The sequence below is a fragment of the Leptospira dzoumogneensis genome (assembly GCF_004770895.1).
Lineage (GTDB): Bacteria > Spirochaetota > Leptospiria > Leptospirales > Leptospiraceae > Leptospira_B > Leptospira_B dzoumogneensis.
On the sequence record NZ_RQHS01000019.1, the window covers coordinates 123,826 to 147,267 of the forward strand.

Below are 23,442 nucleotides of genomic sequence, written 5' to 3' on the forward strand. Positions count from 1 at the left end.
AGAAGGTCGAGCTAAACCAGACCTGCTAATTTTTCTTGGTCCATAGCCAATCGGATCACGGAATTGATATAAGTTTCCCTATCCGATCTTCCGGTGATATAATCTTGATACACGGATTGTAAGAGCAAATAAAACATATTCTTTCGGCCCCTAAAAGAATGTTCGGACCGATCCACTCTTCTCATAAGCCTTTTTTAAGCCTTAGACTTTTTTCTTGCTCCTAGATCCGAACAGGGAAACTTGAATAAAGTGGCCATTCTTTCCGAAATACAGATCCGAGAACTAAAGAATTCCCTAGAAAATTCCGGTCTACCTTACCGGGAAAATCAGGATTTGAGCGTCCATTGCTCCTTTAAGATCGGAGGAATTTCTCCCGTAATGGTCGAGCCTGAAACCCAGGAACAAATCCTAGAAACTCTTTCCGTATTCAAAAAACTGGACCTGCCTTGGAAGATCCTCGGAGGCGGCACAAACATTCTAATCTCAGATCATCCGAATGATTTTGTGATCTTAAAACTTTCAGGTGGATTTAAAGAGTATAAAGACATGGGAGAAGGTCTTTTCCAAGTTGGAGCAGCTACTAATACCACTCCAGTGTTTCGCCAAATCTCTCAGAAAGGATATACAGGAGCGGAATTCCTAAGCACAATCCCAGGCTGGACTGGTGGAGCAGTCATACAAAACGCAGGCTGCTACGGAGGAGAACTTTTCGATCTTATCCAAGAAGTGGAATTTTTAAGAAACGGAGAAATTCTTAAAAGAAAACCTACCGAGATAGAACACGGCTATAGATTTACCGAATTTTTAAAAAGAAAAGATTCTATTATTCTTTCCATTCTGATCCAATTAAAACCTGGAAACTTAGAAGAGATCGAAACTTCTCTCAAAGAAAAAAGAGACAAACGAAATTCTTCTCAGCCTCAAAATAAAAAAAGTGCAGGTTCCATGTTCAAAAACCCAAAGGTATTCGACGAACAAGAAAAAGAGATCAAAGCTTGGCAATTCATAGATAAAGTAGGCCTAAGAGGTTTACAAATTGGTGGAGCTCAGATCTCTCCGGAACATTGTAATTTTATAGTGAATACCGGAGGAGCAAAGGCCTCCGATGTGTATGGACTTGTAAATACCGTCCAAGAAAAAGTGGAAAAAGAAACAGGTGTGTTATTACAAAGAGAAGTGGAATACTTCGGTTCCATTCCTTAATTCCAGGAAAATCAAATGCCAGTAGTTCGAGATCCGGAAGATAAAAAAGAAAGAATACTCACCTCTGCCTTAAGGTTATTCACCGAAAAAGGTTTTGAAGGAACCCCTATACCGGATCTTGCTAAGGATGCAGGGATAGGCGCCGGAACTATATACAGATATTATAAGAACAAAGAAGAATTGGTAAACGAACTATATCGTTTCTGGAAAAACAAACTGAGAGAAACTCTCGCAGAAAATTATCCTGAAAAAGCGAAGTCCAAGGACTTATTCGTTCATTTGTGGAAAGCGCTTGCAACCTTCTACCACCGTTACCCGGAAGCGTTTGAATTTTTAGAGTTACACTATCATTCCCCTTATCTGGACCAAGCCAGCAAAAAAGCAACCTCCCAAACTATGGAATTCATCTGTACATTCTTAGAACAGGCAAGAGCAAAGGGAGATATAAAATCTGACCTTGGTTCCATGGAACTAGTTTCCTTATGTTATGGAAGTTTTGTGGGAATGGTGAAGATGGCAAAAGGCGGTTATATCCGACTTTCTGCAGAGACATTACATGCTTCCGGTTTAACTCTCTGGAAAGCATTGGCGAAATAAACTCCTGCCCATTCTGAAATTTATTTCCTAAGAGATAAGAATCATTCCAAACCAGATCCTTATTAAAAGCGGAAACAATATTCCAAATTATACATTCTTCAAATCCCAATTTATCATTTCTCAAATAACATCTCTTTCTAATATGCTTATATATTAGATTCTAATGATTTACGGAATCTGAATTCAGATTCCGGTATTGATGAATAGCAAGTTTATCCCAATAGGTCTAATCGAATTAACTTTGTTTTCATTGATCGAAGGCAAATGTATCAGATAGATTATAAATTATGTTAATTTAGCCTTTCATCCTTGACAATAATGATCGTTAGTCGAAACTTTCGGCCTTACTTTATAGAAAGAAATTTAAGAAAAATAAAATTTGAAAATGGTTACCCGAATGGAAAATAGCCCCCAGATAGAAACCCTAGATATTTCCACGGATCCAGAGCTCACACCCGATCAGGATCCCATACATGAAACAGAAAAGGAGCCTCAAGAAGAAAGACTACATAAGAAACAGGATGAATCAAAAGAGAGGATCGTTCGCTCCGCTCTCAAGTTATTTGCAGAAAGAGGATTTTTCGAAACAAGGATCCCCGAAATTTCTGCTCATGCAAAAGTTGGAGTTGGTACAATGTATCGCCATTTCCGTAACAAGGATCACTTGTTCAATGAGGCATTTAGGATCTCATTTTTCCTGTCCAATCCTCACCACCGTCGCAGACCCCGCTCCGGTAGATCGTCTTACCCAGAAAAAATGAGATCCGAAACACCTCTCAGTTATACAATCTAGTCCAAAAAACTTCGCAGTCTTAATAAAACTAAACTCATCCAAATATAACTTACTATATTCTGGTTTTATATAACAGTAACTACTAAATGATGATTTCAGTAGTCTAAAATTCCCTTCAATAGTTTGAGAATGTACATTATGCTTTTGGAATCTATTTCTAGCAAAACCAGAACGAGACTCTTTAGATTTACTCGAATGGTTTACCGATCTATGGTTCTTGTAGAGATTATATAAGTAGGGATAACCTTGGTCTGTAAAAAGAGGTACGCTATAAGGAATTTGTTCTACTAACAGTGGTCCTATTGTATTAGCTTTAGTATCAGAAACACTCTCAAAGAAAGCAGGACCATTCTGTACACAGATACCATGTACCAAAGTCCCTATTTGCCTCCCCCCAAGGCTCTTATTCATATATATAGAGCTAGTAAGACCACCATGTCTGTATCGGGATCTTCCCTTATTGGCTCTTTGACTAGTACTGTATAAAACACAAGAATCAGCAGATACATAGGGTTTTAAGCCCATTTTAGGAGCTACATCTGTTTCTATATTAGGATCTAGTTTAAATCCTTTATATTCTTCTTCCAAGGCTTGGTAAGTAAGAACTTTATATTTTGGTAATTGATCAGAACAGAATAACTGGAATCTTCTTTTTAGAGTTAATGCACTCTTGTATTCTATTCCAAGTCTTTTAGAAATCTCTGTTGCTGTAAGAACTTTAGGAAACTGTAAAAAGGATTCATGGAATACCACTCCGAACATATAGAGAGGTAGTTTTAATCCCATTAATGGTGTATAACTAAGACGAGACTGTTGTCGGTGGCATTTACTACAGCGTATTATATCTGGTCTAGTAGAGATCTCTTTATCTAAGATTCTTTCTTCGCAAGCAGGATTAATACATTTCTTTGGATAGAAATCATCTAAGAACTTTTTGGTAATTTTTTCATAGAAATCTGTATCAATACCTGATTGAAGCTTTCTATACAGTCTAATAGAGGAGAGATGTTTTCTTAAATTCTTAGGATTGCGCTCTGTATTCTTTTTACCTTCTTCTACCCTACTCTCTTCAGTTACTAAAGTTAAATATTTTGCAGGTTTGTTAACATTCAACCTAAGAGATATGCCTAATTCCGACCAAGTTTCAGATTTTCTGTATATACCACTGGAAACATCATTTTCTAAATAAAATTCCGGTTTTAAAAGAGTCTGCGGCATCTATTCCTCTCAAAAAATTAGATGCGGAATATATACATATGTGGAGACTTTTGTCAAGTATTAAATTGGAATGTTTTCAATATGAATAGCGAATCAAATCCGAAATTACAAAGTATTCTAAAACGTATTAAAGAAGATGGATTCGATTTTCTTTCTATATATCAACAATATCTCACTGAAAGCCAAGTTTCGATAAGATCATTTTTAAAGAGTTTTAGACTTAGGATGTCAAAGCAAGTTAAAGGAAAAAAGAAGATCTATTTAGATACTAAATACTGGATACGTTTGCGGGAAGTATTTATGGGAGTCGCTCATAATGCAGAAGATAAACAAATATTTGAAATTATTAATCGTCTAGTGAATGATAAGAAAATTATAATACCCCTTAGCTCTGCCCTTTATGCAGAACTGTTTTTGCAAAAAGATTTAAGTACGAGAAAGGCAACTGCTAAATTAATGGATATGTTTTCTGGCGGAATCGGTATCGACTATGATTATGACTTATTTACCAATGAAATAATTTATCTATTCACAAAATATACACATAAAGAACTTCATGTCGAACGAGATGATTTCTGTTGGGTCAGTATAGGTCAAATAATCGGACAATCATATCTATCAAACACTATATTGGAAAAGAATCAAGAATTAGCATTTCAGAAAGCTCTAATAGATATGCAATCACATTTGAAGATGATTGATTTATTGGATCTCCTTGAGGAAAGGGAACATGATAGTTACAATTCGGATAAAGAAAGATTAGCTTCAAAATTAAATTCTGATGAAGAATCATTAAATCACAGTAAGGATGATTTTAAAAAGATTTTTATGGATGAAATTAGCGGTATGGTTTCCTTAAGTGAACCATTTGTAATTAAAGCTATGTCTATCATATTTGAAGAAGTATACGGGAGTTTACCTGAAAAAGAAGAACCCGAAAGTGTTGCAGGTATGATGAATATGATTTATAATATGTTTAAATATGAAAAGATAAACGATGAAATGCCTGCCTACCGAATTCTCGCAGGATTGAATGCGAACGTGAGATGCGGATTAAATAAGATTAAATTTGAAGCAAATGATTTTGATGATTTTAGGCATGCTGCATTAAGTTTACCGTATTATGATTATTTTTTTACGGAAAATAATTTAAGCCATTTGTTGAATCACAAGCCTACTAATTACGCTACATTATTTAATACGATTGTAAAATCAAAGAGTAAGGATGTATTGGAAGAATTAAAAGCTCTGCTTTATATATAAAAAGAATATGGTAAGGACTGTTGATATAGATTAAAAATATCGATGTCTCTAAATTTCCAAATTTCGGTGTGCTTTGAATTATTTCGCTAAAGAGTATAGGTAGATAGACTATTTTATTAAAAAGTACTCAAACTTATTTGAAGAATACTTTCATGCGTTTTCATTGATATATTGAAAACCAGAATCAGTTAGAAATATTCCCGCGTCTTTTTCATTTACAGTGAATAATCCTTCTTCTACAATCAACTTAATTGCCTCAGTTATATCTGGACCTTTTTCCACAGGTCCCTTTGAACTATCCATTAAGTATCCAGTAATATTCTGTACTGATAAAAATCCACCCGACTTTAGATTATGATATTTCGCTAAGTCCAATAATCTCAGTTTTATTCTATTTACAATAGGATTATAATTCATGCTACCTAGATGATTCAATTTTCAGATTATTGTAAAGTTAAAATTATGAGATTTCAAGATTAAGAATATTTAATTAATCATCATCTCTTTCGGCTAACGCTGCTATCATGTCTCCTATAGCTTTCCTATGTTTTGCAGGGATTTTCAATAAATTAAATACTATTTCTTTCAGACCTTTCGTAGTTATTATCAAATCATAAAAGACTTTGTTTTCATCGGTTTCAGGCTTCATTCTTTCTTTCGAAGAATTGTAGCGAATCGGAAGGACAGGAATATCGTTATCAACTAGATAGAGCAAATCGACATTGTAAACATTAACCAATGCAATTAGAACTTCATGAGAAGTTGTTTTTACTCTGTTTTGCGTTATGCTCCCTAAACCAGGTACTGAAAGTCCTAATTTCTTAGCGGCTTCAGTTTGCGTATCTCCTGACGCTTCAATTATCGCCTTAGTCTTCGCACCAAATATTATTTCTGTGTTTTTTGAAGCCATTTAATGTAAATGTCAATAAAATAAAGCTTTACAAATTATGTTATTAACATAAAATGAGATCTAAGCTAAATTGAACCAACGAATACGGTTCCAGCATCGCTTCAGCCTGTGAAGCAGAAAATCCCTATGCTAACACCTAAACCTAAAACCGAGAGTGGAGGAACGAATGCCTATTTGGAATAAAATTGCCGCCCTGTTACTGGTCTCCTGTCTCTGGACAGCCCTAGTTGGTTGCCTTCCGTATATAAAAACTTCCAGCTTAACCTCTGAAAAAGAGCTAACTAGGATCCCAGATCAAACAAAATCAGAGTTTCTGATCGACTACCGACTTACAGCTAACGGGCTTCTTTTCAACTACTCGGAAACTCAAGTTACGTATGAGAAAGTAAAGAAAGAGAAGGAGTATTCTATCTCCAGATCTCCCGATACCTCTTCAAAGAAAGTTTCATGTGTGTTCACTCGGGATACACTCGAAGCAGAATCTTACTGGAATTGTATGCTTTTCCAACCTCTGAGGATAATGGGGTTAGGGTATGCATTTACTATACCGGCGATGCTTATCGATTTAATTTCTTTACCTTTCGTAGTCGCTTTCTCTGGTTCTAAATCGGAAACTACTGAAGAGGTTATTCCTACAAAAAAGAAAGAAATTCAAAATCCTAAAGTTAAACTCAAACTTCAAAATGAAGGTATTAAGTTTGATAAGACTTTCGCGTTTAAAGACGGAACTGTTGAAATCCCTTTCTCTAAACTTGATGCGAATCTGCTCTGGAGGAGTAACGACGAGACAGTCAGTAAGATTTTTCACTACTATTACTCAGTAGTTGATTCATCCGGAACCGAAGTCATTCCTATGGAAGTATTTAACGGACTTAAATTCAGAGATGATAAAAACTTCTTAGCACTCGCTACTAAAGATTTTGAAAAAGCAAAGCAAACCGAGTATACCAAATGTTCTCGCAAGTTCTCCTTAGACAACATAAGGGACGGTTATAAATACTTCGAGGATTCTGGACTCTTCCTCAGAGAAAATGAACTCGTAGTCCAAGTCATTCTCAACCGCGCCTGCTATAACTATCGAGGAACAGATTCCTTTGATGATTGTGTAGATGATTTCAAAAGCTGTGTTTCTACAGCTAGATATATAGATAACAAAAATAATCAATACAGGAAATAATTTAGTCAGCATTGATCCAATCAAAAAGGAGGGATAGTTATGCTTACCAAGAAATTGACAATGGTAATTCTTCTAATTTTCACATATGTAGGTTGTGGAAATGGAGTCGCTGAAACGAACAAAAGAAATACTCAAGACCTTGTTAATGTTCTATGGAATATTTCTAATACAAAACTCCCAGGTGATGGCTGTCGCTCAGTATATTCCAATATGGGTGTTAACGGTAAAATAAACGGGGGAATGACTAACTTAGGAGGGTATGTCCTTAACAATCTCGGTGGTAGTTCCTTATGGTCTATGCCCGATGATACAACGATAGTCTTTACCGAGAATCTATACACTTATGAGTATCAAAACTATGCAGATCACAATACATTCGGTAATAAAATAGATTTTTCTAAAGTCTCTACTTATACTTACGCATCAAGAGCGGATCTAGTAGATGAGGGAGAATTATATCCTGGTTCTCCTAAAGCTAAGAACCTTACATACTCTGTTTTGATCACTGGTGGTCCACAAGATGGAACAAATTATACCTATACTCGCTCTTCTGATTCTTGGACAGGTAACTATACTGGGATCGATTTAAGTTCATCAACTTTCAGTGACAGTAGAGCCTCTGGATACTTGTATTATGAAACAGCATCTGTAGAGTTAAACGGAGAAAACAAAGAAAATTACCAAAGCTCAGTGTACACAAGTGACGCCGTTGCATCCTATATTTGTCCATAAATTGTTTGCGACAGTTTTGAGTATCTTAATATTAGTTTCTTGTAGTCCTGATAAAAGAAAAGAGGAAATCAAGAAGAGTTTAAAAGTTACTCACTGTTCATGTACTAAAAGACCTATTCAGTTTATTGGAAGGTTCATCGCCGGTCGTCATCCGGATCTTGCATATGAGTTATTTTGTTCTGCTACTGTTAAAAATAACTCTAAAGAAACTATTTTAGGAGTTGATGTTACTGTAGAAATCCAAACCAAAACAGGATATAAGCTTTCTGAAACTGATATTACCTCAAATGGAGACAACTACAGACCCGGATCACTAATTTCCCTAAAATCAACGTACGGAACTGCTTACGATCTGCGATATGGAAAAGCAGACTGTAAGGTAAAAGAAGTTTATTTCAAGAGAGAAGAAGAATGAGAGAAAAGATCGGATTGATTCTTCTATTCATTCTTGTTGTCGGTTGGATCGGGAAATGTTTGGATTCCTGTCACACTAAGCCGACAGTTAAAGCAAAAGAAAATGTGACACTTTTTCCAGTTGTTTCTTGCTCCTGTTGGCGTAAAGCTCTACCTTTTTCAGGGTTTATTAATAGAGATAATCCAGATGCTGGTTACGAAATATTCTGTAAGGCTTCTATAAGAAATAACTCTAATCAAACAATAAAGAACGCTTCAATTAGAGTATATATTCAGACAAAGAATGATTACGATTTAGATTCAGCGAAGATCCGAGCACCAGAGGACATATATCCTCCAAGAACAGTTATCAAATTTAATTTGGAATCACCCATAGAAAACAAATCCAATTTCTCAAAAGCAAGATGTGAGTTATTGGACTTTGAAGTCATAGATTGAAAAGTATTTCTATAATAAGAGAATTAAAATTCATTGAGATACAATCATAGATTCGAAGAAAATATAATGTTAGAATTAATCGAAAGAAATTCCTTAACTGAAGGAACTTTAGAAGCTCTGGAAGATCTTTACCATTTTCAAAAAGAGTTAGGAGTCCCTGAAAGATTACTTAAACATCATGAAATTACTCTTTCTGTAGCTATAAGAGTTGTAAATGGCCTTTCCACTGAGTTACGAGAAAGTTTATATACCGATATTTTGTTCTCTGGAGTGTTTCTACACGATATTGGGAAAGTTTTATATCCAGAAGAATTATCAGTTGAAGGTAAGTTTCATGAAGAAGCCGGTCGAGATTTTCTTTTACTATTAGGATTTCCAAAAGAAATCGCAGACTACTGTATATCAGACGAAGTAGATACAATTGAAAATTTAATATCAGTCATCTCAGATAGAATTTGGACCGGAGTTCGTGATATGGACTTGGAAATGAATTTAATAGAACTGGTTTCATTTATGATAGGCAAAGAATTCTGGGAAACCTACAAAGAATTAGATGGTCTATTAGAAAAGATCGCAGTAGATTCTTTTGACAAATATAGGGAATTTATTAATATACGTTAGCAGGAACATCTATACCTCAAAATGAAAATCTTCGACTATCGCAAGCATAACGGAATTTTTGTAACTGAAAGTCATCAGTGGCTGGCAGTTGACCCAGACGATAGTATGGAATGTATATTCCTTATGCTCTCGTTAAAAGATGGAGAGTTATTGAAGGATTATTATCAATCCTTACCACCGGAGAATCATGAAGAACACGACCATTTAAAGGTGGCTGTAAACGGTTTCCGTTTTACCGATGCTAGTGTATACCAGACGGGCTTAGCCATTCAAAATGGAAAAGGTAATCCGGAAGGTCTTCTACTTCCTTTGAAATCCTTTAATAAGGAATTTACTTTTGACAAGATTTATCCAAGTGATAATCCAAATACAATTTCGAAATACTCTTTATCTTACAATGAGAGAGTATACCGATTTATCTTGATGTTAGATTCCTTAATGATCGGACTTGCAGAGAAGAGTATTAAAGTATAATCTATATTAAGAAATAGATAATTCTTATGGCAGCGTAGTAAATGAAATCTCTATGATTTCACCTAATGATTCCCGGTCATCAAAGAAAGCATCTTGTAAAAAATTACTCTCAGGACTGGACAAAGTAACTTCTTTACGATTCGTTCTCTCCAAAGTTCTCTCGACTTGTTTTTTGCTGATAGTATCCATTCCGCTGTCCGCTCCTGAGAGTAGATACTTTGACGAATGACAGTTAAAAAATCCTTTCATAGAGTTCGTTTATATTTTAGAGACAAAGATTTCTTTATCAGCAGTAATATAAACGAACTGTTGAACTAATCCAATCGAGTTAGACTTTAGAAAGCCTACGCCTTTTACGCGAACCGATCTTTTGTTTTTCTGCCTGCTGCTTGCCTATCCTACATTCAGAACATATGGTTTCTCCATTTGCAAACGAAGTCGATCCTCCTTCTTTCGGATGTATTTTGTGAGTAACTTCTAATCGATATCCCCTTGCAATCGTCTGCTCCCTGGATATACCGCATCTTTGGCACGTGTAATTATCACGCTGAAAGATATGATCTCTTAAAGCCGGTGGAAAAGTCTTTTGATTATATTCTTTTTCCATATACGAATATGTCTCCCGTATACGTAATATAAAATTCCTATGATGAGTTTTTAATGCATAATATTCATTATACGATTCTGTTAGAAATTCACTATGCATACTCATACTCCGTAAAGAATCAGAACCAACCTTCTTTCTGTCTTCTTCAATGCTATTTGCATAATAAAGAACCATATACAACCTTCCCCTTATCACTCGCATATTGTACATTAGAGTTTCATAGTATTTTTCCTTTAGAAATTTACTTAGTCTCACTTATTTCTCCTACCTTTCTGCAAAGTCCGCAGATTTTTGATTTAATCAATTTAACCAAATATTCTAAAACGGGATATTGTGTAATTTATTTTAACAGTATCGGGAGAAGAAAGAGTTATCATTATCCTGAAATGGGATATCACCAAAAGCGACTTAAGAGTTTTGGGTCCCCTTCAACCGTATCTAAAATAAGTATTGTCTCCAAATCTCATTTAGGGAGATCATTGCCGATTATGAAAGAAGTTCCGCTCCAAGATTTTATAGAAAGTTTATTGGAAAGAAGTAAGAAAAATCCTCTTGAAGGAGCCTACGTTAAAATCTTTGGATCATGGTATGATAAGAGAAATGCTAAAAATAATTCAATTACCGGCTTCAGCTATGATCCTGAGGAAAATGAGTTATTAATGTATTTTCCAGATGCGGTATCTATTAGAATCGCTAGCCCTAATGGATATAAAGTTGATGGATTTGATAGGTTCGTGCTAGAGTATGCCGAAAGGATTTATAAACCTCATTGGGATATTAGAGAAGGCTATTCTCGACAATTTTGGGATAAGATTCCTGGATCACCTGCTTTAGAAGTCTGGTATTAATCTTTTTTTCAAATTTTCCCACTTCTTAACAATTAGCTTGGACCACAGGAATATCTTTCCAATTCGAAGTAACAAAAGGAGAAATAGTTTCTCTCCTCATTCGCCAGGACTTCTTTCCAAACCCAGTAATTGCAGTCCTTACTTTGCCTGTATAGTATTGATTGTTTATACCTACTACCGTTTCAGTTACCCGGTCATCTGAATCACCATAGAAGAGATCCTTCTGTAGTTGGTCCTCGGTTACTAAATCAGATAGCATAACTCCAGATTTCTTATATAGAAAGTCAGATCTATAGATTTGCTTAAGAGCCTGTATACAGTAGTTCTGTAATTCAAAGAGATCTCTCGTAGCAACTGGAATTTGTATTCTAACTGACTGTGAATATTGTCTTTCATCCTTTTTGAAAGGATCTGTACGAATATAGATTGTTAGGGTTCGTGCGAATCTTTGCTCCTTCCAAAGTTTCTCAACAGCACGAGTTAGATACGTGCAGGTAGCTTCAATTAATGAATTTAAATTATCGATCCTTTCTCCGAAAGCTCTAGCTACAACGATTTCCTTTTTTGTTTGAGGCATATCGTCAATTTCGTAGCAAGCATAACCATTAAGTTCATAAGCAGTTCTTAATCCAACGACAGTCATATTCTTACGTATCCAGTTCTTACGAAGCTGGCTAAACTCCCAAGCATTACGTACCCCTATTGTACCGAGAAGGCTTTGGTATGCCGGTCCTATACCCCAAATTTCATTAACAGGAACATTCGACAATACTGCTTCCTTATCTTCTCCTATAAGGTATATGCCTTGTTTACTTTTATCTTCTTTAGCCAGGTAATTAGCTACTTTAGCTAAGGTCTTTGTAGAACCAATACCAACGCATACAGGAAGCCCTAACCATTGCTCTACACGCATTTTAATTTCTTTAGCAAAGGATCTTAGATCCTTCTTAGCTTTTGCCATATGTGTTAGCTCAAGAAAGCATTCATCAATAGAGTAAGCCTCTACATCTGAACAAAGAGTTTCTAGAACCTCTTGGAAACGAGAAGAAATATCTCCGTAGACTGTATAGTTACTAGAAAGGGTAATAAGTTCTTTGTCCCCGAGAATCTCCTTAGCATGGAAGACGGGCATCCCCATCTTGATGCCTAATGCTTTTGCTTCTTCACTTCGGGAAACAGCACACCCATCGTTATTGGACATGACGATGACTGCTTTTCTTTTTAGATCAGGTCGGAAAAGGCGTTCACAAGAAACGTAGAAGTTATTAACATCAACGAGAGCAAATATTCGATTCCTGTTAGAATCGATGTATTCCAAAAGAAATGATCCCCCAAATTTCTACATCGCCTTCAGGTTCTACAGGAACGAGGTTTAAGTAGTTATCTCTTTCAAGAAAAAATAACCTATCACCAACTTTACCAATCCGCCGGATAGTAAAGTTGCCAGCATATGTAACCACTGCAATACGTCCGTGACTTGGAGGAATAGAACGATCAATTACAACGTGATCTCCATCATGAATTCCATACTCACTCCAAGCATTTCCGGAGATACGCATGTAAAATGTTGTAGAAGGGTTTGATTCCAACAAATCCTTAGGATCTAGCCTTTTCCGAAGGTAATCATCGGAAGGTCTAGGAAATCCAGCAGCTAAGGTAACATTAAGCAAAGGAATCTTAACAGTGGATTTTTCTATATAAATCTGAGCTTCACTCATAATCTATACGTATATATAGTAAATATGCACTTAGGCAAGTACTTCAGAATAATTCTGGAGAATTTTCTTCTATATATACTTCCTTGAGACAATTCTCATCATAAATGCGATTCTTTGTGCTTATAACCTGTTTTGAGACAGGAAAAACTTCCATATTCTCAGCAGGATAAGTCTGAAAAAACAAAGCTATGTCATCCTTATGGGATAATTTCTCATCCAACCAATGCTCGTAACTTTCTGGTGGAAGGATCACAGGCATCCGACTCTTCTCATGATACTTAGCTACTAGTTCATTAGCTTCGGTTGTAATTATTGCAAAGGTGAAAATCTCACTACCGATATCGGGATTAAACCATTTAGAAAAAACACCAGCCATTCCAAAAGGTAGCCCATCCTTTAATCGAAAAGCAAAAGGTTGTTTAGCTCCGCTAGTTCCAGTTGATTCATAAAATGCATCAACTGGCAATATACATCGTTGAGTACTTATTTTGTTCTTAAAAGATTTCAGTTCAAAGATAGTTTCGCTTTTCGCATTAAACGTAGAATACTGCATAGCTTCTTTAAAGCTTTTGGACCCTTCATTTATAAGCCAAAAAGTTGCATCTTCAACGGTATAGTCAATTCCAGGTTTAAGAATAATATCTGCTTTATCCGTTAAAGTAATATTGTATCTGCTTTTTGTTTCCTTTTCAGGTTTGACAAAGAGAAAGGGTTGGGCTTTAGACCAACGATTAGACTGAGCAACACGAGAACACATTAATAGAGTAAAATAAATAGGTTCCAAAAGTAATCAACGATAACTTGTTACAAATAATTCCAAATAATTTATTAACCTTATGTCACAAATTCAAAAAGCAGAAATTAACTATATAAAACCAGGGGCAAAAAAATCCAACTATTCAATATTTAAAATAAAAAGGGTGATTATCATATTATGAGAAGAAAATATTCCTATATATTGTTAGGAAATGGGGATATCGGCAAGACCACATTTCAGAAATATCTTTTAGAGATAGTTGCAGGCAAGTCATATACTAAATTGTCTACAGGTCGTGTACATAGCATTTGCTTGAGATCAGGTCTTAAAAACTATGAAAAAATCTTTGTTCTTGGGCGAAGTTGGCAAGAAATAAAAGAAAGATTCCGAAAGGTTGCCGACTTATTTACCCGATCCGAAGGCGGAGACGAATCGGATATTGCTATTTTATCCTCTCATCTTGTAGCACAAGATATCATGGATATAATTAATGAGGCGAAACTTAATCTTTACAAATGCATAGGGGTAGTTTTTTCAAATGCCTATGAGAAATCGGAAACAAAATTTAAAGATATTCTTGAGTTACCTTGGACGGAGATAGTTCGGATAGAAAATCCAACAGTACAAGATGAAAGTTGGAAGGAGAACCTATTTAATGAAGCTATCGAGTTTAGTAATTATATACTAAACAAATAAAGACAAAGCTAACTACAAGGGAAATCACAGTTTATTTTGGTTTCCCTTGCTTAAATTAAGCGATCATCTATTACAGCATCACTTTGTATGTTCTTTAAACTCTTTCGCAAAGTCAGAGTAGTAAGATTCTAACTCTTTGTCTATTTCCGTTCCCATATGTGAATATAAGATTTTCTCTACGGTTTCTATTTTTTGATCCAATTCCATTCTTTTGTTCGGTAATGTGGTTTTCTCTAACTGAGATAGATAGTAAGTATGCTGTCGCCAAGCATCTGATAATCTATATAAAACCTCTGTAATCCTCTCTGTCCCAACAGATTCATTTAATTTCTTTTCACTAAAAATAACTTCCAGTTTAATGAATGAGCTTTCAAAATCCGAAAATGCTTCAATGACCTTAGCCCATCTCGACTCCATCGCATAATTGTTTGCTTGATCTAATTCCTTACTATCCATTAGATCAAGAGGAACCCCTTTCTTCGTTTTATATGATTCAAAGGCTTCCGAAGCAGGAATAAATGGTGCTCGAAACCTCTTCACTAAATTTAAAAGTATTCTTAGCTTTATCAAAGTTTCTATAGATATCTCATACTTTTTGTTACCCAAAATCTGTTGTTTCCAAGTTTTTAGCCCACTACATGCTACTCCTACTCCCATACTAGTAGCAATCGCAGTTACTCCATCAATTAAGTTATTCAATTCTATCATTTTTAAACCTTTTGCAGTTATTTAGTAGAGATAAGATCAGAAATTCAAATCTCTATTTAGATATTATATCCATAAACGTTAAGTTGAGTTGGTACTTTTTACAAAATAGTTTCTAAATTTTGCGTTATTTGTTATGTCAGTCTCCTCGATCGTTAGCCCTTATTTTTTGATAATAAGAACGATTGTTCTGTCTGTTTTGTTATTATTTTAGAATTTGACCCTTTGAAATATGCTGTAATTTAGTAATTCATTCCTTCAAAAGTTGTGATATAATAATCTAAAAACATAATAAACTAATTTATAAAGTATAATGACAAAAGTATAAAAATGACTTGACAGGTTTCTATACTTTTCTGAAAATTTTATCAGAGTATAGTGAAAGGAAATGAAACAGATAAATGCGTAATGAGTCGGTGGAAGATTGTTCTCAATATATTTCTGGGGGTAAATGGTTAATGAAATTAGACAGCGTAAGCTGAAGAAATATACAACAAGTGAAAAAACAAAGATAGCTAAGACTTTTAGAGATCAGTTAAAAGAAATATATGATCCTGAAAAATGTATAAAATCTCTTCAAAATATAATTAAGTCCCTGTTAGCTACACAGGGTTATATTAATCTAGAAATATCAAAATTTATATCCCCATATATGATCGGGGAAGCCCTTCTTCTATTAAATAGAAAGTCATCTCATGGACTCGACGGTATTGATATATACCACCGAATGAAGCGAGGAATTAGAGTTTGTAAGGCTATCTCTAAGCGTATCCGAAAGGGCAAATACGCCCATGCCCCATACAAAATTATTGAGTTCGCTAAAGACCTCTCAGATCCCTCCAGAACTCGTAAAATAGGGGTATTCTCAACTACTGAGAAGGTTGTTCAAAGCCTTCTAAAAGCCATTTTAGAACCTATTTACGAGCCTTTATTCCTTCCTAACAGTTTTGCCTATAGACCAGGAAAATCGCCCTACAAGGCTTTAGAATACCTCTCAGAGAGGCTAAAATCAAGGGACTACAGATACTGTATTAAAATCGATATCAAGAAATACTTCGACTCAATTGATCATGAACCCCTACTTAGGATCCTAGAAGAGAAAGTTAAAAGTCCAGAGATCCTAAGCTATGTAGAGGCATTTTTAAAGTCTTCTAAGCTAGAGAAAAATCAGTTTATAGAGAACTCTCGAGGGACTCCACAAGGATCTGTTTTAGGTCCTCTTCTCTCTAATATTTACTTACATGAAATATTGGATAAGCCAGTTACAGTAGAATTTCCAGAGATTCAGTTTGTAAGGTTTGCAGATGATATTGTTTTCTTTAGTACAACTAAGGACGAAGCATTTAAACTCCTAAGATTTGTAGTTGGTAACTTAAAAAAGTATAACTTAGGAATCTCTGATAAGATTAGGAAGTTATTATTTGATTTAGATAAAGATGAGATCCATTTCTTAGGCTACACAATTAGTAAAACAGATAATGGAATAAAGATTACTCCTAATGAAATGAGAATAATAGAAAGATGTGAAAAATATCTGAATATATTCTATGAAACAATCTCAAAATATAAAGATCACTCTGTAATAGATCTTAGAGAATATAAACAGGAAGATATTCCAGTAACAGTTCGGAATGTTAATATTTTCTTTCAAATAGATAGGTTTAAATCTGCTATTCAACAATACAGAAACCAAATAACAGATGAGTCTAACATACTAACTAATAAACTGAAGGATGTACTAGTAGAACTCAAACAGTTTCTATTTAGTAATATAACAAACAGACGAAGAATCTGGGATGTTATTCACTACTACGAAAATAGAATGTATAAGTAAACTAGATAGGGAGAGAACAAATAACTGGTAGTAGATACTGGAAATAGAAATGTTAAATGAGCAGATAGGAAAATCTGATATTTTTGACAGAAATCGATGTATTGTTTTGCGATAACTGTCTAATACATAGGATTAAATACTGATTCATTATATTAACAATTTTAAATATTCAAGGAAGAATATTGAACTAATTAATATACTGAATTAGGTTTCGAAATGGTAGCTGAGAAAATATTCTACCAATGTTTTCTCTGATTCGAAAGATCCTTGTTGGTAATAAAAACTCAGAATTTGTAAAAAGAGAAGGTTGATTGGACCCTTTGGTTATGCTATAAATCTAATTTTTAGAAAAGAAGAATAAAAATTTAATAAAATAACAAAAGTAAGATTAAGAAAGTATAAATAACAAAATATATAAATGGAGCCTGACTGTTGACCGTACAATCAATTGAATGGCTCTAAAAAAGCAAAGATAAACACATAAATGAATGGAAAAGCCTTTTGTTCGAGTGGAGACTTTTCTGAACAATAACTCGAAAATATAATAACAAGGAATTAAAGAAATGCCAAAAGCAGCTCCTATTAGAAAAAACAAAAGAGGATCTCAGAGATCCATAACCAAAAAACAAGTATTACCAAAGTTTTTAAAGAAATTACCGGGAATAGATAGGTTATTCAATAATGCTCCGAACCAGAGGAATGCTATAGATGCTATTTGGTCTATCTATAGTTATGCCTGGGAATGTTTATCAGTAACTTATAACAACTACAACCAAGGCTTAATTGCCAGTATCTATAATGCTGGTATAAGCAATGTTAATAATGTTTTTAAAACTTCTTTAGAACTGCTTTCAGAATTTAACAAATACATTATCAGAGCAGATGCAGAAAATCCAAAGAAGGCTAATCGAATCCTAAAACAACTATCTGATAAAATAACAGATGAGATACTCTCAAGAAATATAGATCCTTGGATAGTTAGAAGTTCACTATTATCAGAAGCAGTTTATACCTGGAGAGTTGCTGGATTATCTGGCATTGCCGAGAATTACCAAATGATACGAGGTGGGTTTAATTTTACGAGAAAGTTTAGACGACTACAAAGGGCCACTCACCAAAGTCTTGAGTATTTTAACGAACCAGAAAAGGAAATAAGAGAACTGGTTCGGGCTTTAGTTTATTGTGGTTGGGCTTTATCACATAGGGAATTTGGTCATTCACAAATATCAATTTAAAGATTTGCGTAGGGAGTTCTTATTTTAGGGTTCCTTATTCCAGACTTTCGATTTTAAATAGTAGATAAGTCTAATGTATAATACTTAAAATTTGAAAAAGGAAATACAAATGTTTAATAAGGAAAATCAAAATGTAGGAAAAACAGAAGAGCTACTAGACTCAAAAACGAATGTCTCAATTGTTGAGTTCGCAAGGAATACAGAAGAGGAGCAAAAAAAGAATAAGGTGATAGAGCCACCATATTTCGTATCCAACCTATCTAAAATAACTTCCTACCGAAGTAATTCATTCAATTTTTTTAATCAGTTAAAGAGTCCTTCTTTGGACTTATTATTCAATCGCCTAAATCAAGATGGTGTTATCTGGGCAGTAAAGAACAGGGCAGACACTACAAAAAGATTAGGTATAAACTTTAGATCTGCTAACTTGCTTTGTGTTGAATACTCTTGGTCTGAAGATGAAATTCTTGGAAAATACGGGGATCAATTAACTGCTATTTTCAGAAGTCCTGACTACAATATGAAAAGGAAAATATTTAATGTTGCAGTATTTCGTTTAGAAGAACCTGTAACAGCTACTTTATTTGATTTAATTCATGAAGCATTCTTCAGATCCTACGGATCGAACCAGCAAGTGGGCGGTAAATCAAAAGCTTTCATTACTATTAAGGATGGTCTATGCTGGAAAACAGTCGAAGAAAGATTCCTAGATGTCAAAAAATTACTTAGTGAGTTTAGTAAAAACGATCACTTTAAAGAATCGATTAGGATAATCCAAAACAGATATCAAGAATACGGAACAACAATGGATTTAATTGAGTATCTAATTTCTAAATATGATTTAGCGATTGATATGAGTAGCTTCAATGGAGTAATTGATCGATACCAAGCTTATCAGCACGAGTATGTAAAAAGAATTGGTATCAAAAAGGAAGCTTCTAAGAAGAATTAATTACTTTATGGGAAAACCAACTGATATTACCCGTATAAACTTAAAACCCTGTTTGAATTGTCCCGCTAGCTGGTATGGTCTTTCTACAAAAAAGCGAAAAGATCCTATAACTAAGCAATGGTTATATTGGGTTGAATGTGTCTGTGGAAAGAAGTCTCAAGAATTTCCTATTTTAGATGTAGCTAAATTGGATTGGAATTCAAATTTTATTTCTTAATAGATGTATGAATCTGAATTGTTAGGTTTTAAATTTAATTAAATTGCTTTCTTGCGCTTAGATATTTTAGGATACTCATTGTAAATTCTGCCATTAAGAAGACGACCAGATTGTTTTTTATTGGTCCCTCCCCATTGTTTAAAGAAAAACGGAATGTTCTTTCCCCTACATTCTCTTAAAATTTCGATGATCCATTCTTTCTGAATAGGTCGAGGATTTCTTCCTGATTCCCCCCCCACTATAGCCCAATCAATCCCTTCTAAATTAATATCAAAAACACTTTCTAATAAAGGTTCAATAGAAAGAAACTTTACTATTGCATTTGTTTTTCGTAATTGATCAATTCGTGGATAGGCTTTTCTGTTTTCTACGGTCACTCCCATCCAAATATTCGGTGTCCAAATTAATTCTGAGTTTAATTCAACCAGGCGTTCAGGACGCTTAGTAAGAATTTGAAAGATATGTTGGGGACATTCTCGCATCACTTGAAATATTTCTAAAATAAATTCCGTAGGAACTTTTTTATGAAATAGATCACTCATAGAATTTACAAAGAAAGTAGTTGGTGTTTTTTTTCGTTTAGGAATAGATAACCGATTAGGATGAATTTTTACTTCTGAAAATTTTCCCCATTCTTTTTCAAATCTGCGTGTAAGAACTTCAGCATAGCAATTTGCACATCCGGCACTTACTTTGGTACACCCAGTTACAGGATTCCAAGTAGCTTCTGTCCATTCAATGTTAGATTTTACTGCCATATTCGTCCCCTCCATATTTTCGGAAGAAATATCTCATAGCATCACATGCTTTTCTATGATTGGCTGCAAAAATTAGATAATAGACAACTGCTCCTTTTGAATTTTTCATTGGCAGAGGCTTTAAAGTGCATTGGAAACCTGCTTCTTCCTTGAGGCGTCTTAGATATTCATTAAGAATTCTATCAACAGTTCCCTTAATTTTAGTTGGAGAATCCTCTCCGAAAAGTTCATACTGAGTTTCTGGATATGCAATTTTCTTCCATGAATCATTGCCCCAAAATGAATTCATTTTCTCTTCATTAAATTCTGTTACTGTTTCTCGATTTGCTCGAAGAGCATTTCTATTCATATCCATAATTGGGAAATTGATAAGAATGTCTGTTGCTCGTGTTTTTCCACACGCTAAAACGGTATCCCAGTCTAATGTCATTCCATATGGATCTAAAACGCAGAAGGCTTTCTTAAAACTTTCAAAAGTAATTTTTGGTAGTATTTGTTTCTTTAGGACAAGATTACAGTCTCCCGTATAAAATCTTACATTATCATAGTCAGAGGGATTTATGAGAGCTTCTAAATGATCGACTTTATCAGCATCTTTGTCGATGAAGTGATATTCCATAAATTGTGGGTTTACCTTTAAGGCACGAAGAGGACTGCCTTCTATTTCTACACCGGATTCCTTAGATTTATGAACGCCATATCCGGCGAACGCATCAATATAGATTGTAGTAAATTTTTTACTTAAGATTTGCTGAAATAGAGACGCGTAACCCTGGATAATATCTAGTTTGATTTCTGACCATTTCCCGATATCATCCGTTAATTCTTTCTTACTTTCCACCGCCACTTCTCCTTTATAGAAAATCGGGAAAAAGTGACAGAATGAGGCAAATATTTGGCGAAAAAATGGATTTATGTTTTGATTTTCATTAATAATCGAATAAAATATGAAACGAAAGAGACATAATAAAATTGACGCATGAATATTTTGAGCCAGAAAAATATTGCTGAATAACCTATTATTAATATACTATACATTTGCAGAGTCAATATGAGAAGACGAAAAAGTGGCATTCACCCTTTTAAAAGATCCGACATAGAATATGATAGACCAAATCCAATTCATGCAAGTAAGCAGGCGATTAGTCAATATGCCGAAAGAATCGCTTCGAAATTAAAATTTAAACCAGAAACAGATCTTGAAGATTTAATTAATTCATTAGGTGGTGAGCTTCATTATTTAGACCCAGAAAAATTAGAAGCTACCGAGGACGGCTCAATTCTTGTCCATGGTGAAGGGGACTTTGAAATTTTCTTATCTAATTATACTGGGATTCTTCGGGATAGATTTACAATAGCTCACGAGTTAGGACATTATTTTTTACATTCACGCCAAGGTGAAATCGCCATTCAGGTTGAAAGGAACGGGAGTGATAGACTCGAATGGGAGGCTAATTGGTTTGCTGCGGCATTCTTAATGCCTGCGGACCAAGTAAAATCTAAATTTAAAAAATATCAAAGCTTAAGTGTTACTGCTACTTATTTTCAAGTATCAATTGCTGCAATGCAAGTAAGATTAGAAACTTTAGGCTTACTATAAGATAATATAAATTGCAATCGTTCGAATCAAAACTTTCTTTATTCATAAGCATTGATCTCGTTGGCTCAACTTCATTCAAGTACGCTTATAGTAAAAGGAGCTTAGGAAAGGAACAACCTTGGCTTGAATTTTTTGATAATTTCTATAAAGTTGTTCCTTTTCTTCTAAGAAAAAATATCGGCGAAAAAGCGACTTGCTACCCTACCATTTGGAAGACGGCAGGTGATGAAATTTTATTCCACTGTGATATCACAGATAAAAATCAACCTAAAGAGATTATATTAGCTCTTTATAAGACGATTAATGAATATCACGATCAACTTGCTGAGAGAAACCTTCCTTTAAAAATAAAAGCGACTTCTTGGATAGCTGGATTTCCAGTTATTAATGCTGAAATTACTATCGATGAGGAAGGTGATGTAAAGCGAGACTATATTGGACCAAGTATAGATGTTGGGTTTCGCCTTTCAAAATTTTCTGATCCGAGAAATTTAATTATCTCAATTGAGTTAGCGTATATTTTATCTGATACTTTGACATCAAAAGAAGAAAAAAAGCTCGGTGGAATATTTTTAGAAAATGAAGAAATTCTGAAAGGGGCATTTAAAGGTCTCGCGTATCCAATACTTACAATAAAAATCCAAGATACATTCGAGAAAAGCAGACTTAAGGTATTGAAGAAGGAGAAATTATCATTAGGCGACATCGAGGATTTCTGTTTAGAATATATCGCTCAAGTAAATGATCCCTACACAATAGTTATCCCATACATAAAACGGCAGAATTTTGCAGATTACAATGATATACCAGATGATCATGACAAGATTATTAAATCAATTCAAGAAAAAGAAAAAGGCGATTACGAGAAAAAGAAGATTCCAAAAACTATTTCTGATTCTGGAAAAGAGTCAGTAGAATTTTCAGAGAAAATTCATTTAAAAATTAAAAGAGGAGGAATTAGAAAAAAGAAGAAAACAAAGAGTTAGCTTTAATTATTTTCCGAAGGAATTTAGCTAATATTCGTATGCTCCAAAATGTATAAAAACATCTAAACCCTTAGCCCCAGGAAATGTTCGTAGTCCGCATTTGGATTTGATTCAAGCGTGAGTTCATAATAATAAAGAAATAATCGTCAATGATTCGGAAAACTGGATAGTATTCTCAGTAATTCTGTATCTATCAAGTTCGGGGTTATTGTGGTATAGCGTTATCTTAGAAAATTAAATAAGTAATCATCTACTAATAAAGTAGATGAAAAATAGTAAAAATAAAATCTTCGTTGTTTCTTTTGATTTGGATACCAAGCTCATGGAAGTATCCGGTCATGATAGATCTACCATTCCGGCAATTTATCAAAAGGATCTTAAAGCATTCCTAATTGAATTAGGATTTTTTAAACATATACAGGGTTCTTTATATAGAACCGAATATTACTCGAATCAAGAGAATCTAAAAGCGGCAATAATAGAAGCAGTAAAAGAAGAATGTCCTGAGTTTGTTTTATATCTAAAAAGTATGGAACTATATGAATTTACGAAAATAAGCGATATAACCCCGGAGATGAAAAATGCTCTCACTAATGTCTCAAGGAAAAAATCCAATAAGAAAAAAGGAATCGAAAGTAAGGTAATCGCAGAAAAGTCTAAAGAAAACAAAAAGATTAAGGGACTATAAA

General features: G+C 34.4%; 30 protein-coding genes. 18 read left to right on the forward strand and 12 right to left on the reverse strand.

The features are described 5' to 3' along the window. Positions 1-11 precede the first annotated feature (11 nt). Positions 12-137: a hypothetical protein gene (locus tag EHR06_RS19340; protein ID WP_279305031.1), complete on the reverse strand. Its 126-nt coding sequence runs from the start codon at positions 135-137 to the stop codon at positions 12-14. Between the two features lie 112 nt (positions 138-249). On the opposite strand from EHR06_RS19340, the gene murB reads away from it, so the two are divergent. The 3 genes from murB (at position 250) to EHR06_RS14140 (ending at position 2,593) form a co-directional block, all read left to right on the forward strand. Beyond that, positions 250-1,203, forward strand: coding sequence for a UDP-N-acetylmuramate dehydrogenase (murB, locus tag EHR06_RS14130; protein WP_135758061.1), 954 nt, complete (start codon positions 250-252; stop codon positions 1,201-1,203). 15 nt (positions 1,204-1,218) lie between these two features. Beyond that, positions 1,219-1,800, forward strand: a complete 582-nt coding sequence (locus EHR06_RS14135) for a TetR/AcrR family transcriptional regulator (RefSeq protein ID WP_135757594.1) — start codon at positions 1,219-1,221, stop codon at positions 1,798-1,800. A gap of 397 nt (positions 1,801-2,197) precedes the next feature. Further along, positions 2,198-2,593 carry a TetR/AcrR family transcriptional regulator gene (locus EHR06_RS14140; RefSeq protein WP_244288606.1) on the forward strand — a complete coding sequence of 132 codons (396 nt, stop codon included), beginning with the start codon at positions 2,198-2,200 and terminating at the stop codon, positions 2,591-2,593. Here the strand turns inward: EHR06_RS14140 and EHR06_RS14145 are convergent. Next, positions 2,489-3,811 carry a transposase gene (locus EHR06_RS14145; protein WP_135757595.1) on the reverse strand — a complete coding sequence of 441 codons (1,323 nt, stop codon included), beginning with the start codon at positions 3,809-3,811 and terminating at the stop codon, positions 2,489-2,491. The two genes, EHR06_RS14140 and EHR06_RS14145, sit on opposite strands and share 105 nt — an antisense overlap. Positions 3,812-3,892: 81 nt before the next feature. On the opposite strand from EHR06_RS14145, the gene EHR06_RS14150 reads away from it, so the two are divergent. Further along, a complete protein-coding gene (locus EHR06_RS14150) occupies positions 3,893-5,074 on the forward strand; it encodes a hypothetical protein (RefSeq protein WP_135757596.1) in 1,182 nt (393 codons plus the stop codon). Between the two features lie 150 nt (positions 5,075-5,224). Here the strand turns inward: EHR06_RS14150 and EHR06_RS14155 are convergent, their stop codons facing one another. Together EHR06_RS14155 and EHR06_RS14160 are read right to left on the reverse strand one after the other, a co-directional pair. Next, positions 5,225-5,491, reverse strand: a complete 267-nt coding sequence (locus tag EHR06_RS14155; RefSeq protein WP_135757597.1) for a hypothetical protein — start codon at positions 5,489-5,491, stop codon at positions 5,225-5,227. Positions 5,492-5,564: 73 nt separating this feature from the next. Next, positions 5,565-5,984, reverse strand: coding sequence for a helix-turn-helix domain-containing protein (locus tag EHR06_RS14160; protein WP_135757598.1), 420 nt, complete (start codon positions 5,982-5,984; stop codon positions 5,565-5,567). A 166-nt stretch (positions 5,985-6,150) separates the two neighbouring features. Between EHR06_RS14160 and EHR06_RS14165 the strand changes: the two genes are divergently transcribed. From EHR06_RS14165 to EHR06_RS14190, 6 genes are all read left to right on the forward strand, one after another. Continuing rightward, complete coding sequence (locus EHR06_RS14165; protein WP_135757599.1) at positions 6,151-7,161, forward strand: hypothetical protein; 1,011 nt, start codon at positions 6,151-6,153, stop codon at positions 7,159-7,161. A 39-nt stretch (positions 7,162-7,200) separates the two neighbouring features. Then, complete coding sequence (locus EHR06_RS14170) at positions 7,201-7,893, forward strand: hypothetical protein (RefSeq protein ID WP_135757600.1); 693 nt, start codon at positions 7,201-7,203, stop codon at positions 7,891-7,893. Between the two features lie 16 nt (positions 7,894-7,909). Beyond that, positions 7,910-8,308 carry a hypothetical protein gene (locus EHR06_RS14175; RefSeq protein WP_135757601.1) on the forward strand — a complete coding sequence of 133 codons (399 nt, stop codon included), beginning with the start codon at positions 7,910-7,912 and terminating at the stop codon, positions 8,306-8,308. Further along, on the forward strand, positions 8,305-8,745 hold the full coding sequence (locus tag EHR06_RS14180) for a hypothetical protein (protein ID WP_135757602.1): 441 nt from the start codon (positions 8,305-8,307) through the stop codon (positions 8,743-8,745). The genes EHR06_RS14175 and EHR06_RS14180 overlap by 4 nt, the downstream gene beginning before the upstream one ends. A 66-nt stretch (positions 8,746-8,811) precedes the next feature. Further along, positions 8,812-9,366 (forward strand): hypothetical protein, encoded by a 555-nt coding sequence (locus EHR06_RS14185; protein WP_135757603.1) that lies wholly within the window; start codon positions 8,812-8,814, stop codon positions 9,364-9,366. Positions 9,367-9,387: 21 nt separating this feature from the next. Continuing rightward, a complete protein-coding gene (locus tag EHR06_RS14190; protein ID WP_135757604.1) occupies positions 9,388-9,840 on the forward strand; it encodes a hypothetical protein in 453 nt (150 codons plus the stop codon). A 24-nt stretch (positions 9,841-9,864) separates the two neighbouring features. Here the strand turns inward: EHR06_RS14190 and EHR06_RS19165 are convergent, their stop codons facing one another. Beyond that, complete coding sequence (locus EHR06_RS19165; RefSeq protein ID WP_167492303.1) at positions 9,865-10,029, reverse strand: hypothetical protein; 165 nt, start codon at positions 10,027-10,029, stop codon at positions 9,865-9,867. 139 nt (positions 10,030-10,168) lie between these two features. Then, entirely contained in the window at positions 10,169-10,657 is a 489-nt protein-coding gene (locus EHR06_RS19430) for an HNH endonuclease (protein ID WP_425269508.1), read from the reverse strand. A 278-nt stretch (positions 10,658-10,935) separates the two neighbouring features. On the opposite strand from EHR06_RS19430, the gene EHR06_RS14200 reads away from it, so the two are divergent. Beyond that, entirely contained in the window at positions 10,936-11,295 is a 360-nt protein-coding gene (locus tag EHR06_RS14200; RefSeq protein ID WP_135757606.1) for a hypothetical protein, read from the forward strand. A gap of 25 nt (positions 11,296-11,320) precedes the next feature. Here the strand turns inward: EHR06_RS14200 and EHR06_RS14205 are convergent, their stop codons facing one another. The 3 genes from EHR06_RS14205 to EHR06_RS14215 are packed head-to-tail and all read right to left on the reverse strand — an operon-like array spanning position 11,321 to position 13,797. Further along, positions 11,321-12,613, reverse strand: a complete 1,293-nt coding sequence (locus EHR06_RS14205) for a Y-family DNA polymerase (protein ID WP_244288607.1) — start codon at positions 12,611-12,613, stop codon at positions 11,321-11,323. Then, on the reverse strand, positions 12,594-13,013 hold the full coding sequence (locus tag EHR06_RS14210; protein WP_135757607.1) for a LexA family protein: 420 nt from the start codon (positions 13,011-13,013) through the stop codon (positions 12,594-12,596). Before EHR06_RS14210 ends, EHR06_RS14205 begins: the two co-directional genes overlap by 20 nt. 43 nt (positions 13,014-13,056) lie before the next feature. After that, positions 13,057-13,797, reverse strand: coding sequence for an SOS response-associated peptidase (locus EHR06_RS14215; RefSeq protein WP_244288608.1), 741 nt, complete (start codon positions 13,795-13,797; stop codon positions 13,057-13,059). Positions 13,798-13,947: 150 nt separating this feature from the next. Here EHR06_RS14215 and EHR06_RS14220 point away from each other — a divergent pair, with 150 nt between their 5' ends. Further along, on the forward strand, positions 13,948-14,466 hold the full coding sequence (locus EHR06_RS14220) for a hypothetical protein (protein ID WP_135757608.1): 519 nt from the start codon (positions 13,948-13,950) through the stop codon (positions 14,464-14,466). 78 nt (positions 14,467-14,544) lie between these two features. Here EHR06_RS14220 and EHR06_RS14225 read toward each other — a convergent pair whose 3' ends face one another. After that, positions 14,545-15,174 (reverse strand): hypothetical protein, encoded by a 630-nt coding sequence (locus EHR06_RS14225; protein WP_135757609.1) that lies wholly within the window; start codon positions 15,172-15,174, stop codon positions 14,545-14,547. Between the two features lie 448 nt (positions 15,175-15,622). On the opposite strand from EHR06_RS14225, the gene EHR06_RS14230 reads away from it, so the two are divergent. From EHR06_RS14230 to EHR06_RS14240, 3 genes are all read left to right on the forward strand, one after another. Then, positions 15,623-17,005 (forward strand): reverse transcriptase domain-containing protein, encoded by a 1,383-nt coding sequence (locus EHR06_RS14230; protein ID WP_135757610.1) that lies wholly within the window; start codon positions 15,623-15,625, stop codon positions 17,003-17,005. A 563-nt stretch (positions 17,006-17,568) separates the two neighbouring features. After that, positions 17,569-18,240 carry a hypothetical protein gene (locus EHR06_RS14235; RefSeq protein ID WP_135757611.1) on the forward strand — a complete coding sequence of 224 codons (672 nt, stop codon included), beginning with the start codon at positions 17,569-17,571 and terminating at the stop codon, positions 18,238-18,240. A gap of 109 nt (positions 18,241-18,349) precedes the next feature. Beyond that, positions 18,350-19,192 (forward strand): hypothetical protein, encoded by an 843-nt coding sequence (locus EHR06_RS14240; protein ID WP_135757612.1) that lies wholly within the window; start codon positions 18,350-18,352, stop codon positions 19,190-19,192. Between the two features lie 255 nt (positions 19,193-19,447). Here the strand turns inward: EHR06_RS14240 and EHR06_RS14245 are convergent, their stop codons facing one another. Together EHR06_RS14245 and EHR06_RS14250 are read right to left on the reverse strand one after the other, a co-directional pair. After that, positions 19,448-20,167 (reverse strand): DUF5131 family protein, encoded by a 720-nt coding sequence (locus tag EHR06_RS14245; RefSeq protein ID WP_135757613.1) that lies wholly within the window; start codon positions 20,165-20,167, stop codon positions 19,448-19,450. Further along, on the reverse strand, positions 20,151-21,008 hold the full coding sequence (locus EHR06_RS14250; protein ID WP_135757614.1) for a three-Cys-motif partner protein TcmP: 858 nt from the start codon (positions 21,006-21,008) through the stop codon (positions 20,151-20,153). Before EHR06_RS14250 ends, EHR06_RS14245 begins: the two co-directional genes overlap by 17 nt. 210 nt (positions 21,009-21,218) lie before the next feature. Between EHR06_RS14250 and EHR06_RS14255 the strand changes: the two genes are divergently transcribed. The 3 genes from EHR06_RS14255 (at position 21,219) to EHR06_RS14265 (ending at position 23,441) form a co-directional block, all read left to right on the forward strand. Next, positions 21,219-21,767, forward strand: coding sequence for an ImmA/IrrE family metallo-endopeptidase (locus tag EHR06_RS14255; protein WP_135757615.1), 549 nt, complete (start codon positions 21,219-21,221; stop codon positions 21,765-21,767). A gap of 11 nt (positions 21,768-21,778) precedes the next feature. Next, complete coding sequence (locus EHR06_RS14260; protein WP_135757616.1) at positions 21,779-22,753, forward strand: hypothetical protein; 975 nt, start codon at positions 21,779-21,781, stop codon at positions 22,751-22,753. Positions 22,754-23,018: 265 nt separating this feature from the next. Continuing rightward, positions 23,019-23,441 carry a hypothetical protein gene (locus tag EHR06_RS14265; RefSeq protein ID WP_135757617.1) on the forward strand — a complete coding sequence of 141 codons (423 nt, stop codon included), beginning with the start codon at positions 23,019-23,021 and terminating at the stop codon, positions 23,439-23,441. The last annotated feature ends 1 nt before the right edge of the window (position 23,442 follow it).

What these genes read in the sequence shown, in the direction of transcription:
- EHR06_RS14160 (WP_135757598.1), bottom strand. Translation starts at nt 5,984, where the DNA reads ATGGCTTCAAAAAACACAGAAATAATATTTGGTGCGAAGACTAAGGCG.
- EHR06_RS14155 (WP_135757597.1), bottom strand. Translation starts at nt 5,491, where the DNA reads ATGAATTATAATCCTATTGTAAATAGAATAAAACTGAGATTATTGGAC.
- EHR06_RS14255 (WP_135757615.1), top strand. Translation starts at nt 21,219, where the DNA reads ATGAGAAGACGAAAAAGTGGCATTCACCCTTTTAAAAGATCCGACATA.
- EHR06_RS14235 (WP_135757611.1), top strand. Translation starts at nt 17,569, where the DNA reads ATGCCAAAAGCAGCTCCTATTAGAAAAAACAAAAGAGGATCTCAGAGA.
- EHR06_RS14220 (WP_135757608.1), top strand. Translation starts at nt 13,948, where the DNA reads ATGAGAAGAAAATATTCCTATATATTGTTAGGAAATGGGGATATCGGC.
- EHR06_RS14225 (WP_135757609.1), bottom strand. Translation starts at nt 15,174, where the DNA reads ATGATAGAATTGAATAACTTAATTGATGGAGTAACTGCGATTGCTACT.
- EHR06_RS14190 (WP_135757604.1), top strand. Translation starts at nt 9,388, where the DNA reads ATGAAAATCTTCGACTATCGCAAGCATAACGGAATTTTTGTAACTGAA.
- EHR06_RS19340 (WP_279305031.1), bottom strand. Translation starts at nt 137, where the DNA reads ATGTTTTATTTGCTCTTACAATCCGTGTATCAAGATTATATCACCGGA.
- EHR06_RS19165 (WP_167492303.1), bottom strand. Translation starts at nt 10,029, where the DNA reads ATGGATACTATCAGCAAAAAACAAGTCGAGAGAACTTTGGAGAGAACG.
- EHR06_RS14265 (WP_135757617.1), top strand. Translation starts at nt 23,019, where the DNA reads ATGAAAAATAGTAAAAATAAAATCTTCGTTGTTTCTTTTGATTTGGAT.
- EHR06_RS14230 (WP_135757610.1), top strand. Translation starts at nt 15,623, where the DNA reads ATGGTTAATGAAATTAGACAGCGTAAGCTGAAGAAATATACAACAAGT.
- EHR06_RS14135 (WP_135757594.1), top strand. Translation starts at nt 1,219, where the DNA reads ATGCCAGTAGTTCGAGATCCGGAAGATAAAAAAGAAAGAATACTCACC.
- EHR06_RS14170 (WP_135757600.1), top strand. Translation starts at nt 7,201, where the DNA reads ATGCTTACCAAGAAATTGACAATGGTAATTCTTCTAATTTTCACATAT.
- EHR06_RS14145 (WP_135757595.1), bottom strand. Translation starts at nt 3,811, where the DNA reads ATGCCGCAGACTCTTTTAAAACCGGAATTTTATTTAGAAAATGATGTT.
- EHR06_RS14150 (WP_135757596.1), top strand. Translation starts at nt 3,893, where the DNA reads ATGAATAGCGAATCAAATCCGAAATTACAAAGTATTCTAAAACGTATT.
- EHR06_RS14180 (WP_135757602.1), top strand. Translation starts at nt 8,305, where the DNA reads ATGAGAGAAAAGATCGGATTGATTCTTCTATTCATTCTTGTTGTCGGT.
- EHR06_RS14240 (WP_135757612.1), top strand. Translation starts at nt 18,350, where the DNA reads ATGTTTAATAAGGAAAATCAAAATGTAGGAAAAACAGAAGAGCTACTA.
- EHR06_RS14200 (WP_135757606.1), top strand. Translation starts at nt 10,936, where the DNA reads ATGAAAGAAGTTCCGCTCCAAGATTTTATAGAAAGTTTATTGGAAAGA.
- EHR06_RS14185 (WP_135757603.1), top strand. Translation starts at nt 8,812, where the DNA reads ATGTTAGAATTAATCGAAAGAAATTCCTTAACTGAAGGAACTTTAGAA.
- EHR06_RS14245 (WP_135757613.1), bottom strand. Translation starts at nt 20,167, where the DNA reads ATGGCAGTAAAATCTAACATTGAATGGACAGAAGCTACTTGGAATCCT.
- EHR06_RS19430 (WP_425269508.1), bottom strand. Translation starts at nt 10,657, where the DNA reads ATGTACAATATGCGAGTGATAAGGGGAAGGTTGTATATGGTTCTTTAT.
- EHR06_RS14210 (WP_135757607.1), bottom strand. Translation starts at nt 13,013, where the DNA reads ATGAGTGAAGCTCAGATTTATATAGAAAAATCCACTGTTAAGATTCCT.
- EHR06_RS14140 (WP_244288606.1), top strand. Translation starts at nt 2,198, where the DNA reads ATGGAAAATAGCCCCCAGATAGAAACCCTAGATATTTCCACGGATCCA.
- EHR06_RS14165 (WP_135757599.1), top strand. Translation starts at nt 6,151, where the DNA reads ATGCCTATTTGGAATAAAATTGCCGCCCTGTTACTGGTCTCCTGTCTC.